The 14,021-nt window shown below is 35.1% G+C and carries 12 protein-coding genes and 1 tRNA gene; 2 read left to right on the plus strand and 11 right to left on the minus strand.

Translation table 11 applies throughout. The features are described 5' to 3' along the window. Positions 1-217 precede the first annotated feature (217 nt). Complete coding sequence (locus tag PYW32_RS08115) at positions 218-460, minus strand: SH3 domain-containing protein (protein WP_016174805.1); 243 nt, start codon at positions 458-460, stop codon at positions 218-220. A gap of 201 nt (positions 461-661) precedes the next feature. On the opposite strand from PYW32_RS08115, the gene PYW32_RS08120 reads away from it, so the two are divergent. Beyond that, a tRNA-Leu gene (locus tag PYW32_RS08120) sits at positions 662-744 on the plus strand. A gap of 202 nt (positions 745-946) precedes the next feature. Here PYW32_RS08120 and PYW32_RS08125 read toward each other — a convergent pair. Together PYW32_RS08125 and PYW32_RS08130 are read right to left on the minus strand one after the other, a co-directional pair. Further along, positions 947-1,231, minus strand: coding sequence for a GNAT family N-acetyltransferase (locus tag PYW32_RS08125; RefSeq protein ID WP_245558527.1), 285 nt, complete (start codon positions 1,229-1,231; stop codon positions 947-949). Then, positions 1,228-1,392, minus strand: coding sequence for a hypothetical protein (locus PYW32_RS08130; RefSeq protein WP_016174803.1), 165 nt, complete (start codon positions 1,390-1,392; stop codon positions 1,228-1,230). The genes PYW32_RS08125 and PYW32_RS08130 overlap by 4 nt, the downstream gene beginning before the upstream one ends. 453 nt (positions 1,393-1,845) lie before the next feature. Here PYW32_RS08130 and PYW32_RS08135 point away from each other — a divergent pair, with 453 nt between their 5' ends. Next, entirely contained in the window at positions 1,846-2,688 is an 843-nt protein-coding gene (locus tag PYW32_RS08135; RefSeq protein WP_016174802.1) for a DUF4950 domain-containing protein, read from the plus strand. Between the two features lie 86 nt (positions 2,689-2,774). Here PYW32_RS08135 and PYW32_RS08140 read toward each other — a convergent pair whose 3' ends face one another. From PYW32_RS08140 to glgB, 8 genes are all read right to left on the minus strand, one after another. After that, positions 2,775-2,975 (minus strand): cold-shock protein, encoded by a 201-nt coding sequence (locus tag PYW32_RS08140; protein WP_016174801.1) that lies wholly within the window; start codon positions 2,973-2,975, stop codon positions 2,775-2,777. 179 nt (positions 2,976-3,154) lie between these two features. Further along, positions 3,155-3,805: a hypothetical protein gene (locus PYW32_RS08145; protein ID WP_016174800.1), complete on the minus strand. Its 651-nt coding sequence runs from the start codon at positions 3,803-3,805 to the stop codon at positions 3,155-3,157. 114 nt (positions 3,806-3,919) lie between these two features. Next, positions 3,920-5,791 carry a glycoside hydrolase family 13 protein gene (locus PYW32_RS08150; protein ID WP_016174799.1) on the minus strand — a complete coding sequence of 624 codons (1,872 nt, stop codon included), beginning with the start codon at positions 5,789-5,791 and terminating at the stop codon, positions 3,920-3,922. After that, the gene (locus PYW32_RS08155) at positions 5,772-8,216 is read right to left on the minus strand and encodes a glycogen/starch/alpha-glucan phosphorylase (RefSeq protein ID WP_016174798.1); all 2,445 of its coding nucleotides are present in this window, start codon (positions 8,214-8,216) and stop codon (positions 5,772-5,774) included. Before PYW32_RS08155 ends, PYW32_RS08150 begins: the two co-directional genes overlap by 20 nt. Positions 8,217-8,297: 81 nt before the next feature. Next, a complete protein-coding gene (gene glgA, locus PYW32_RS08160; RefSeq protein WP_016174797.1) occupies positions 8,298-9,728 on the minus strand; it encodes a glycogen synthase GlgA in 1,431 nt (476 codons plus the stop codon). Positions 9,729-9,731: 3 nt separating this feature from the next. Next, positions 9,732-10,871, minus strand: coding sequence for a glucose-1-phosphate adenylyltransferase subunit GlgD (glgD, locus tag PYW32_RS08165; RefSeq protein ID WP_035010102.1), 1,140 nt, complete (start codon positions 10,869-10,871; stop codon positions 9,732-9,734). Next, positions 10,861-12,003: a glucose-1-phosphate adenylyltransferase gene (locus PYW32_RS08170; protein WP_016174795.1), complete on the minus strand. Its 1,143-nt coding sequence runs from the start codon at positions 12,001-12,003 to the stop codon at positions 10,861-10,863. The genes glgD and PYW32_RS08170 overlap by 11 nt, the downstream gene beginning before the upstream one ends. Continuing rightward, the gene (gene glgB, locus PYW32_RS08175) at positions 12,000-13,994 is read right to left on the minus strand and encodes a 1,4-alpha-glucan branching protein GlgB (protein WP_016174794.1); all 1,995 of its coding nucleotides are present in this window, start codon (positions 13,992-13,994) and stop codon (positions 12,000-12,002) included. Before glgB ends, PYW32_RS08170 begins: the two co-directional genes overlap by 4 nt. Positions 13,995-14,021 lie beyond the last annotated feature (27 nt).

Genomic DNA, 14,021 nt, shown 5'->3' on the forward strand with positions numbered 1-14,021 from the left:
GGCTGATTATAATTCTTATTCTAGTCTTCGTATCATTTAATTTAAAACAGAAACATCAAAATAAAGGATTCACAGTGCTATTTTATCTAGTTTTAGTTGTCTTGGTAGCCTATTTGTTACCATCAGTTTCTTATCTTTTTCTATAATATAAACAACCTCCACGCCTTTATCATCAGCGTGGGGGTTTTTATAAGCAAAACACAACACGGTTATTTTATTAAACTACTGCGACATAACGCACTTTACCACTACCACTAATATATTTAAGCCATACATACCCATCCGCAATCACTTTTCCTATATAAGTTATAGTATCACCTGAATGATACACAGCTACCACACTATGCCCCAATCCAGGTTTTGTTCTTACGTTGGTAGCCACTGTAAATTTGTAGGTGCCTTTATTAGGTAGATTTTCACCTTTTAACAATGGTCTGCTAGGTGTGTTTGTCTTTGACACACCTTTATTAACAATTTTTCATAAATATACATAATGTATATTGAACTGTATTGCTGCGTCTTCCATAGAACTTTTTTCAGTGTACCTATTATAGCAAATTTTCTGAAAAAACGTGAAGTATTATTATTCATTTTTACTAAAAAAATAAGAATTGTAGTATTGACAAATATCCAAATAAAAAGTAAGATTTTAACTGTTATTGCGGACGTGTTGGAATGGCAGACAAGCATGATTGAGGGTCATGTGAGCGTACGCTCGTGTGGGTTCAAGTCCCATCGTCCGCATAGTAAAACCCCATTACTTATAAATTAGGTAATGGAGTTTTTATTTTTTCTTATATATAATCTGATAGCACTTTTTTAATTTGGTATTGTTTTTCTAAAATGGAATCATTTTTTTATGTAAGCTATCTTATTTTCTTGTAGTTGTCGTAAACATAAACAAACATACCTTGACCATAATAATCATCGCTACTAGATTCTTCTCTCATAAAAGTAAAGCCATTTTTTCTAACACTCGCTGTGATCCCAAATTTCCTTTTAATACTCTTCCCTGTAAATACATTATTTTCAATTCTTCTGAAACAAATTCCACCATTGCTTGAACTGCTTCTGTAGCATATCCTTGGTTACAATAAGCTTCGCAAATACTGTAACCAATCTCTATTTGATCTGTTATTCCATCAACAACATTCATTCCAATATTCCCAATTAATAGTTTATTTTCCTTACAAAAAATCCCTAAAACATATGGCAGCTTCTTCTTATTCACACAATCAGAAAAAAATCAATTGCGTGAGCCGCTTCATCTAAATCTTGGTAAACTTTATTAGGTATCCAATGTTTTAAGGAGGGGTCACGATGATTTTGATAAAATGGGACGACTTCTTTTTTCGTTAATTGCTTTAACACTAAGCGTTTAGAGACAAGCATAACTCAACCTCCTTATATAGACAATTTTACATAGGTAATTGTCTATATAAGTAAGCAATGTAAGTAACACAACGAATGCTAAGAGCATTGGAATAATGATATCAATTATTGGTTTTATCAATAGAATCAGTTGACTTCTCTACGAACACTGTTGTTCTCTATTGTATATAATTATCTTTTTGCACGTTTCATTATCCATTATATGATATTTTGCTAAATTGAACGAATCATATTTTTTAGTTAATACTTATGAATTTGAAATCAAACAATTGTATGACGTTCAGGCATAAATTTACGACGTTTACGACATAAATAGTTTTAAGACTCCAAAACATGGTAATCTGAACAGTAAGATACCTTTATTAAGCATTCGATAACATTTACACTATACCTAACCTCTCACATTTCGAAAAATACTCCACTATTATCCTAATAAAGAAACGAGGTTTTTAAATGAAAAAAATTTTTATAAGTAGTTTGTTAATAACTTTTGCTACCGTTTTCTTGGTCGGTTGCGATAAAAACGAAACAGTGAACAACTCCGCCACAAATTCAGCCATTTCTGTAAGTGATCATTCAAGTGAAGAATCAACTACTACAGAATCAATTACAGCAACAACCATGAATTTGGAAAACAAGACGATCGAAACAACTATTCAAAAATCAACTGTACAATCAACCGTTGCATCTTCAACGATTGAACCAACACTTGCTGATTTTGTCGGTGGCTGGGGACTTCCTCAAACAGATATATTATTTTTCATAGCGAATGACGGATCGTTTGCTACTGCCACTGCTGGTCCTAATGATACTCCCCCATCTTATCCGAATTATTCATTTCGTTTTAATACAGATGGCAAACCAGTAATGACCATGACAAGCGACACTGGAACAACAGATTTTATTTTAGAACCCGATGGTACGTTAACTATCGATGGTAACACTTATATTTATCTAGGAAATTATACTCGTGAGGGATTTACAGCTGCCAAAATTGCCGAATACCAAGCAGCTGAACAAGAACATGCAGCTACTGCAGACTCCACTTCTTTTAATGAAGTGCCGATGGATTCGTTTGGTGCAATTGAGTCAGCCAAAAGCTATCTGGCTGGTGGTGGTAACACGACGCAATTTGATAATTACACATTTACTGATACTAATGGTTTAATGACTGATGAATCTGGTAGATCCTATTATTCCATTATGATACGTCAAAATGGTGGAAATGGGATGAAATCGATGGCTATTGGTATCATCAACGTTTATACTGATAACGGTGAATGTGTTTGGCAATAAACTAAAACAAGACTTCCAATGTAAACTGGAAGTCTTGTTTTTTTCCATAAAAAAGTCAACTACCTAAATGATAGTTGACTAGAAAATTAACCTTTAACGATGTTTGTTGCTTGAGGTCCACGTTGACCTTCTTCAATATCAAAAGTCACTGCTTGACCTTCTTCTAAAGTTTTGAAACCTTCACCTTGGATAGCTGAGAAGTGTGCAAACACATCTGTTCCATTTTCTGCTGTGATAAAGCCAAAACCTTTATCTGAGTTAAACCATTTTACTGTACCGTTATTCATAACGTACCTCCAAATTACACATCATGTGTGTTTATTTTGTAATAACGAGTGAAGTGCAAATAGAAGTGCGTATCATTTTTTATAAAGATAAACATATTATAGTTACATATCAAAAAGTATTACTTACATAGTATAACATGGATATTTAGCGAATGCAACTTAAATCGCTTTACTTCTTCTTATTTTTTCTTTGAATTCGCACGATACTGACTTCTTGTCATTTTAACGGACGGATTAGAATTAAACTTACGAACAGCTGGATCAGAATCTTTGCGTGCTTGATAGGCAGCAGGTTCTGTATCAAATAACATGTATTCTTCTTTCTCCATCGATTCCATCAATTCTTCTTCTGAAACAGCCGAAGTGTGTTCATCAGGTATGATGGATGCAGGAATGTATTTAGGAACAAACGGAGACTTTTCAACTGGTTCTTTCGTAATCGTTGGTCGTGTTGTTTCTGTACGCTTCTCTGTCACTTGATACGTACTATGCGCCACTGTATCACCAAATAAACGTTTTTTCCCTGTTGGTGTAACTTCTGGTTGATAGCGTTTATTATAGTCTGGGAGATTTTTACGATGCTTGCTTAGTTCTTCTTTTTGGCGAATACTTTGCCCTGCTTTCCCCTGACTCACACGAGGTGAGCGACGGAGAGCACGTTCTGCCGTACTTTCAACAGGTTGTGGATGCTTGGCAGCTTCAGTAATAATCCAATTATCATCACTTTTAAAAGTTGGACGATTATTTTTAGGTTGTAATTTCACACCTGCATCGTCTGCATAGGCTGGAAAACGAGCATGCTTCCGTTTAATTTCTTCATATTTGACCATTTCTTTCATTCCTTTTATCACGATTTTTTTTAATGATACCACAAATAATAAGGCTTCAACAGTTCTAATCCCAAAAAAACAGAGGCAGATAATTTGTCTGCACTCTGTTTCATCTTATACAAGTTGTAATTGTTCTTGATTCATATGGAATCGTTCCATTTTTTCTTTTTTCTCTTTACTGCTGATAAAAATATAACTATTTTCAGCAACTGCACGGCCCGTTAACCGACGACGAACTTCTTGAATTAGTGGTGTTTCCTCTGCAATAAATGTCAATTCTTCTACAACACGTTTTGGATAGTTTGTTGGATTCATTAACGCTGCCACATACTCGTCACCATCTCTTCTTAAAATCCCAAATAACTCGTCCGTGAAAAAGAAACTTAAATCACCATGAACCAATACCTCATAATCGTTACGACGTTCTACCCATTTACGACAACTGTCATAAATTTCACGATTCATTTGATTCCATGGGAAAAATTTACGATTTTCAGGATCTTTTGCACCAGTCAATCCGGCTTCATCCCCATAATAAATACAAGGTACACCAGGAGACAAGAACATAAATCCAAAGGCTAAATCTAATTTTTTCGTATGATTGCCAACCATTGTTAAAATACGCTCTGTGTCATGCGTACCAATGTTATTTAGATTGTTATAAAAAATATCACGTGGATAATTTTCATATAATCGTGTCAATGATTTAGCAATTTGTTCTGGTGAGCTTTTTTCATTAAGCAAATCAATGGCACTATCACGTAATGGATAGTTCATGACACCTTGTAAATGATCTCCTAGAATATATTCTCGGCGAACATCGTAAGATACTTTATTCGAAGCATCTTCCCAAACTTCACCAATCAACACTCGGTCTTCATAATTGTTTAAATTTTTTCGAATTCCGGCAATAAATTCATCGGGCAATTCATCGGCAACATCTAAACGCCAACCATCTACACCAAATTGATTCCACTTTGTTAAGACACTATTTTCTTCTCCAAAAATGAACTTTTGGAATTCTGGATCATGTTTATTGATTTCTGGTAAATCCTTAATTCCCCACCATGATTCATACTCTTGAGGATAATTGATAAAGTTAAACCAAGAGAAATACTCACTGTGACGATTTTGGAACGCACCTATATTTGTTCCATATGAACCACTTGCATTAAAATAACGACTATTTTGTCCGACATGACTAAATACACCATCTAAGATAAGATGCATGTCATTTATGTGTAAAGCATCGATTAATTCTTTAAAATCTTCTTCTGTACCTAAAACAGGGTCAATTTTAAAGTAATCAGATGTATCGTAGCGATGGTTGCTACAAGCTTCAAAGATAGGATTGAGGTAGATACCTGTAACACCTAACTCTTTTAAGTACGGAATTTTTTTTATGATTCCTTGAAGATTGCCTCCAAAAAAATCCCAACGTAAAATATCGCCATTTGAACCTTTAACATATAAAGGTTCGTCTTCTTCTGTTGCATAAATAAATGTATTGGGTTTTGGTGAATTCACTTTTTTATCTGGATTCCCGTTGTAAAAACGGTCTGGAAAAATTTGATAAAAAACACCATTACGATACCAATCAGGTGTACATTCTGCCGATTGGTAACAAGTAATTTGAAAATCCCAAATAGTTGCAGGACGATCATATAAACGACCTTCTCCACCTTGTTCACTTGCGCCATAATATTCAATAAATACCTGATCATTGACTTTTGTATGCACTTCAAAATGATAAAAGTAAAGTCCTTTTCCTTGATTGAAAAAGTACTCATACGAATATAGACCTTCTTCTTGTTTTTCCATAAAAATACGTTGCTCTGGTTGATGATCCTTGTGCATGACCAAATACACTTGTAAAATGTCCTCGGCGATTACCTCAATAGATAATCGCGCGAGTCCGTTTTCTTTTACTGCTCCAAAAGGGTGTTTATAGTAACTTTGCCAAGGATTAAAACGAATTAAAGACATTGCTGGTTCCCTCTTTTTCTGTATGGGCAAAAATTGGTTCAATTTGCCAAATATCTTCTGCATATAACCTTACCGTATCATCAGAAGAAAAACGGCCGGCATTTGCAATATTTACTAGACTGATTTTACGCCATAACGCTTGATCTTTGTACGTCGTATCAATGCGTTCTTGCGCTCGACAATAGTCATCAAAATCGCGTAATAAGAAGTATTCATCATTGTAACGAATTAATGAGTCATAAATCTCACGACCTTCATAACCGATGTTTGGAATCGTACCATCCACAAAAGAATCTACCACTCGTCTAATGACTGGGTTTTCATCATAAATTTGTTTAGAATAATACTCATGATTTTCATAATAAGCATATACTTCTTCTTCAGTTAAACCAAAGATACAAATATTCTCATCACCAACAGCATCACGAATTTCAACGTTCGCACCATCTAATGTCGCCACTGTAACCGCACCATTTAACATTAATTTCATATTACTTGTACCAGATGCTTCTTTTGATGCTAATGAGATTTGCTCACTCACATCTGCAGCTGGAATAATACGTTCTGCTAAGGATACATTGTAGTTTGGTAAGAAGACAATTTTAATTTTATCTTGAATTGATGCATCATTGTTAATCATATTCGCCACTTCATTAATTGTTTTAATGATTGCTTTGGCATACGTATAACTTGGCGCTGCTTTGGCACCAAAAATGAAGACACGTGGGTGAATATCCAACTCAGGATTATCTTTCAAGTCAAAGTATAACTTAAGAATATGCATCAAGTTTAGCAATTGACGTTTATACGCATGAAGACGTTTAATTTGTACGTCAAAAATTGCATTTGGAGACACAGTGATTCCTGTTGTTTCTTGAATATATTCTGCTAACTCTTCTTTCTTCTGGTGTTTTGCTTGTGCTAATTTCTCTAACACTTTTTCATCATTCTGATAGTTCATCAATAATTTCAAATCAGAAGAGTCTTTACGCCATGTTTGACCAATCGATTCATCTAACACATTAGATAAAGGTTCATTGGCTAATTGTGACCAACGGCGTTGTGCAATTCCATTTGTTTTATTGTTGAAACGATCTGGATAAATAACATAGAAGTCATGTAAAACGACTGATTTCAATAAGTCTGAATGGAGTTTCGCTACACCATTTGTACTATGACTACCAATAATTGATAAATTAGCCATGTGTACTTGATCACCTTGAATGATACGTGTACGTTGAATTAAATCTTCTGGATGAATACCACGCATTGATTCAACATAACGACGATCAATTTCTTCAATGATTTGATACATACGCGGAACGATTTGTTTCATTAAATAAACTGGCCATTTTTCTAGCGCCTCTGCTAAAATCGTATGGTTTGTATAGCTCATTACTTTTACAGTGATATCCCAAGCTTGTTCCCAAGTCACATCGTTTTCATCGATTAAAATACGCATTAATTCAGGAATACACAGTGCTGGATGCGTATCATTAATATGAATCGCTACTTTTTCACTTAATGCAGACCAAGGTTTATTTAATTTTTGGAAATAACGAACAATACTTTGCACACCTGCTGAAACAAAGAAGTATTCTTGAATCAAACGAGTCATACGACCTCTTTCATTTGAATCATCAGGATATAATACTGCTGTTAAATCTTCATAAACACGTCGTTCTTCGATACTCTTATATTTGCCCTCTTCTGAAGCTGGAATTTCGACACTCCATAAACGCATTGTATTAACAATTCCGTTTTGGTAGCCTACCATCCCTGTATCATAAGGAACAGCACGTAAGATAATTTCGTTTTCTGCAACTGGTTTTAATTGTCCATTTTCATTTTCTTTTAAATAGACATCTCCAGCAAAATGCACGTTCACCGCTTTACTTGGACGACGAATTTCCCAGACGTTTCCGTTATTTAACCACTCATCAGGTAATTCTACTTGATGTCCGTCTACAAATTGTTGTTTAAATAAACCGTAATCGTAACGGATACCGTTTCCGTTTCCAGGCAATCCGCTTGAAGCAATAGAATCCATAAAGCATGATGCTAAACGTCCTAAACCACCGTTACCAAGCGCCATATCTTTTTCAACATCTGCTAAATCGTCTAAGTCTACATCTAAGTCTGATAATGTATCACGTACTAAATCCAATAGGCCTAAATTTAACAAATTGCTTTTTAGCATTTTCCCTGGTAAAAACTCAATGGAGAAATAGTAAGATTGTTTTTGTTCTTCTTTTAAATAGTTTTTCCATGTTTCACGCCAGTTATCATTATAAATAGCTTTTACTAAACTACCTAATGTAAAAAACAATTCATCTGCTGAAGCATCTTCTAATTCTACTGCGTAACTTTCTCTTACGCGCTGTCGTAACTCTTCTTTTAAATTTTCCTTCGTTAAAATGGTCATTACCCCCTTTTTTTAAAAACAGGCTGAAACATTGAATAATTCAACGCCCCAGTCTGCTTGTTTCTAAAACTTTTTATTTAATTACACTATACTTTCATATAAAGCTAGGTAGCCTTCACAGCTAGTTTCCCAACTGAAATCTTTAGACATCGCATTGCGACGTAATTTATCCCAAGCTTCTGGAGAAGAATAGTATAAATCAATAGCTTTTTTCAAACATTGCATCAAATTATATGATGTAAAGTCTTGGAATCCAAATCCTGTGCCAGTACCTTCTACTGGATTAAATGGTTCAACAGTGTCACGCAAACCACCAATTTCATGAACAACTGGCAATGTGCCGTAACGCATTGAAATCATTTGTGATAGCCCACAAGGTTCAAATGCAGATGGCATCAAGAAGATATCTGCACCAGCATACATTTTTTGAGCAAGTTGAACATCAAACGAAATGCTAACTGAACATTTTTCAGGATATCTTTCAGCAATCGATTGGAAACGATTTTCAAATACTGGATCACCGGTTCCTAATAAAACAAACTGAACATCAAATTGTAATAAGTTTTCTAACTCGTCTAATACTAGATGGAAGCCTTTTTGATACGTTAAGCGACTAACAACAGCAATCACTGGTACTTCCTTAATTGGACGTAAGCCCATTAAACGTTGTAAGTCTTCTTTATTTGCTTCTTTACCTGATAAATCGTCTACAGAATACGGGCTAACTAGTGCTGGATCTGTTTCCGGATTGTTGATGTCATAATCAATTCCATTGACAATTCCACTTAATTTGCCACTTTCCATACGTAAAATTACATCTAGTCCAGAACCAAATTCTGGCGTTTTAATTTCATTCGCATACGAAGGACTTACAGTATTTACACGATCAGCGTATAAAATACCAGCTTTCATAAAGTTCAAAGCATCACCCATACGGATTGTGCCATCATCATAACGCTCTCTACCCATGCCGAATAAATCTGGTAACACATTCCCACTATATTGCCCTTGGAATTCAATGTTATGAATCGTTAACACTGTACGAATATTACTATACGCTTCAATCCAGTTATATTTTTCTTTTAGTAAGAACGGAATCATTGCTGTATGATAGTCATTAACATGAAGAACATCTGGAATAAAATCAATTTTTTCCATTAATTCAATCACTGCCATTTGGAAAAAGGCAAAGCGTTCCCCATCATCATAATAGCCGTATAAACTTTCGCGATCGAAATAATACAAGCTATCAATAAAGTAATAGGTTACTCCGTTTAATTCCAAACGTTTCACACCACAATACTGCTTACGCCATCCAACAGTTACTGTAAAGTTTAAAACGTCTTCACATTGCTCTTTATATTTAGGAGGCATTTTAGTGAAATAAGGTAAAACAACAACCGTTTCAGTTTCTTTTTTCGTTAATTCCTTTGGTAGCGCACCTGCTACGTCTCCTAAACCGCCTGTTTTGAAAAATGGCGCACATTCAGATGCTGCAAATAGAAGTTTCATTGTCTAACCTCCAATAATATCTGCTGTTACATGCGTTCCTTTTTTAACAACGACAGGTTTTTCTGGCGTTCCAACAATTTTCACGCCTTCTTCTACGACAATATTTTTATCTAAAATTGCGTAGCTAACTTCCGCATTCGCTTTGATTGTATTGCTTGGGAAAATTAGTGAACCACTAACTTTGGCACCTTCAGCAATATCACTCCCACGACCAATAATTGAATCTTCTACGTTTCCTTCAATCATACAACCCGTCGAAAATTGACTGTTATTAACAACTGATGTTTCAGAATAATAAGTTGGTACTTCATTTTTCAATTTTGTATATACTTTTTGACTTGAATACAATAATGAATTGAATTTTTGCGTATCCAACATATCCATATTTGCTTTATAGTAAGAAGGAATGTCGTAAATATTGTTTAGGTAACCAGTATACTCATATGCATACGTATCTTTTGAAATACGCTCACGTAAGAAACTCTCTACGTTTCCTAAAACATTTTCAGATTGTTTTTCACGTAAAATTTCAATTAATTTTTCTGTTTTAATGATAAAAATATCTGTACATAAGTTTGCTACATCTTGTACTTCTGCATTTTTCACTAAAGCTTTTTTTTCAATTAAGTTATCTTCACCTAATTTGATAATGATATCTTCTTTATATAACAAATCTTTAGGTACACGTTTATACACCACTGTCATTTCATTGCCATGTGCTTGATGAATGTGTAACAATGCACGTAAATCAATGTTCACTAAGATTTTGCTACCCATGTAAACAGCATATTCAGATTTTGATTTTTTCAAATAATCGATAACTAAATCATAGTAGCTGCTATTGTTATCGGCGCGACGGATAAAGTCTTGGTAGATATGAATGAAGAAACGATTTTGAATACCGTCTAAACTCCATTCTTTCCCGCCACCAATATGGTCAAATACAGATTGCGTTTCACCTTCATTAAATACCATGAACAATGATTTAATATTCGCATTTGCAATACTTGATAAATTAAAATCAAGCAAGCGGTACTTTCCATCAAATGGTAAAGTAGATAGTGGACGATTCGCAGTTAACGGTAATAAATCATCATAACGATGCAAATTTCCAACAAGCGCACACATTTTATTAGTCCTCATCAACAGTCACTCCAATCACTTCAGAATAGCCAACCACAGCAATTTCTTCTGTTCCATCGATTACTGCATTATCTCCAATAATCGCATCTTCCCCAATAATTGCTTTATGGATAGATACATTTTTACCAATCGTTGCACCAGACATGATAACACTGTCTGTAATTTTCGCACCTTCTTTGACTTGTACGTCATCTGATAAGACACTATGATCAACATCGCCGGCAATATAACAACCGTCAGAAATCAATGAATTTTTTGCTGACCCGGTCTCAGTGACAAAGTGTGGTGGCGAAATAGGATTTTTTGAATAAATACGCCATGCTTTATCACGAATGTTCAATTCCATATCTGGACGTAAGAATTCCATATTTGCTTCCCATAACGAATCGATAGTACCTACGTCTTTCCAATAACCATCAAAACGATACGCGACAACTGTTTCGCCGCTATCTAAGTAAGCAGGAATAACATGTTTTCCGAAGTCATTCATTGAACTATCTTTTGCATAACTCGATGTTAAAATACTTCTTAAACGCCCCCAATTGAAAATGTAAATCCCCATTGATGCAAGGTTGTTCTTTGGCTCTTCTGGTTTTTCATCAAATTCAATAATACGATTATTATCATCCGTATTCATAATACCGAAACGAGAAGCTTCTTTCATTGGTACTTCGATAACTGCAACAGATAAAGAAGCATTGTTACGTTTATGGTTTTCAAGCATTTCTTCATAATCCATTTTATAGATATGGTCTCCAGATAAGACTAAAACATATTGTGGATCTAATTGATCGATATAAGAAATATTTTGATAAATCGCATGTGCTGTTCCTTCAAACCATTTACTACCTTCTGAACTTGAGTAAGGTTGTAAAATAGTTGCGCCAGCATTAATACCATCTAACCCCCAACTTGCACCATTTCCAATGTGACTGTTTAACGCAAGTGGTTGATATTGTGTTACTACCCCTACGTTATTAATTCCTGAGTTTGCACAGTTACTTAAAGTAAAATCGATAATACGATATCTTCCTCCAAAAGGAACTGCGGGTTTAGCCATATTTTTGGTTAATTTGCCAAGTCGCGTACCTTGCCCTCCCGCAAGAATCATGGCTACCATTTCTGTTTTCATTTTTTCGGTGAAGAATCCACCTTGCCCCCTTTCAACTTACTTGCTTGTATTTCTTTTTTTGTTTCTTCTGTGGTTACTTTTGTGGCTTTTCTTACTTTTTTCTGCACTCGTACATTAATATCTTTTGGACGAATGATTAAAGCGCCTAATGATGGTAAAACTGTTTGAATTTGATAATCAAATTTCTTAAATGATTGCTCGATTGTTTGTACATCGCTATTATGTTTTGTCCACGTGCCGCCAAATTCCTCCATTTCTGTATTAAGTATTTCTTGATACGTACCTGGATAAGGAACACCTATTGTAAAATCATGTCGTTCCACTGGTGCAAGATTTAAAACGACAATCAAGAAATCTTTTTTCATTTTGCCTTTGCGAATAAACGAAAGCACGGTATCGTTGAGATTATCAGCATCAATAATCTCAATTGTTTCGCGACTATCCTCTAATTCCCATAAGGCAGGCTCATTTTCATAGAATTGATTCAATGTACTCGTAAAGTGTTGCATTTTGAGGTTCATCTCATCGTCTAAGTTGCCCCATTCCAGTTGTTCGTCATATTTCCATTCAAGAAATTGACCAAACTCACTTCCCATAAAGAGTAATTTTTTTCCTGGATGAGTCATCATATACGTATACATATTACGCAAATGCGCAAATTGTTTGTATCGATCGCCCCACATTTTATGCATCAAACTTTTCTTTCCATGAACAACTTCATCGTGAGAAAAAGCCAATATATAGTTTTCATTCATCATATACATAAATGAGAATGTCAATAAACGGAAGTTATCTTTTCGGAACAATGGATCCATTTCGTAAAAACGTAAGACATCATTCATCCAGCCCATGTTCCACTTGTAATCAAATCCTAATGAACCATTTTCAATTAGCCCAGTAATTTTTGTCTCTGAGCTACTTTCTTCAGCCATCATGATTGTTGCTGGATGCGCCAATTTAATAACGGCATTTAATTTTTGTAAGAAATAAAATCCTTCAAAATTCCGATTGCCACCTTCATGGTTCGGTGTCCATGGACCATCATCATAGTCCAAATACAACATACTTGAAACTGCATCAACACGGATACCATCAATATGGTACATTTCAAGCCAAAATAGCGCACTTGAAATTAAGAAACTTTGGACTTGTGGTTTTCCTAAGTCAAAACAAATAGTTCCCCAACGATTATTTTTTGCTCGATTTGGATCCTCATATTCAAATGTTGGTGTCCCATCATAATAGGGTAATGTATCATCATTGATACAAAAATGGCCTGGCACCCAATCGACGAATATACCTATATTATTCAGGTGACATTCTTCAACAAAATCCTGAAATTCTTTTGGTGTCCCATAATATGAAGACAAAGCAAAATAACCGGTCAGCTGGTAGCCCCATGACATACCTAATGGATGCTCCATTAAAGGCATAAATTCAATGTGGGTATATCCCATTTTTTTCACATAAGGAATGAGTTCGTCTTTTAAGTCAGCAAACGAATACGGTGTCCCATCTGGATGTTGTTTCCATGAACTTGCATGAACTTCATAGATGTTTAATGGTCGTTTAAACGTATTGCGTCGTTTTTGTCGCCCACGCCACAAACCATCTTTCCATTTTTTAGTTGGAACCGTATGCAAAAGCGCAGCCATACCAGGACGTTCTTCAAATCGAATGGCAAATGGATCAATTTTCATGATTTCTCGCCCATTCGCTTGACGAACTTTAAATTTGTATTTTTCGCCTTCTTGAGGAAGTGCTGTTTTTACTTCCCAAATCCCTGATACTTCGCGTATTTCCATGGGAAGCGAATCATCCCATTCGTTAAAATCACCAACTAACCATACTTTTTGCGCATTTGGTGCCCATACACGAAAAATATAGTCGTCTCCTTCTTTATGCACGCCCAATAAATGTTGTGCGTAAAAATTCTCTCCGGTTAAAAATCTTTGTTCAGCTTCTAAAAACTTTTTGTCTTTCACACTCATGACAAAACTCCTAACCGTATATAATAA

Source organism: Enterococcus saccharolyticus subsp. saccharolyticus (assembly GCF_029023825.1).
In the GTDB taxonomy this organism is placed as follows: domain Bacteria; phylum Bacillota; class Bacilli; order Lactobacillales; family Enterococcaceae; genus Enterococcus_F; species Enterococcus_F saccharolyticus.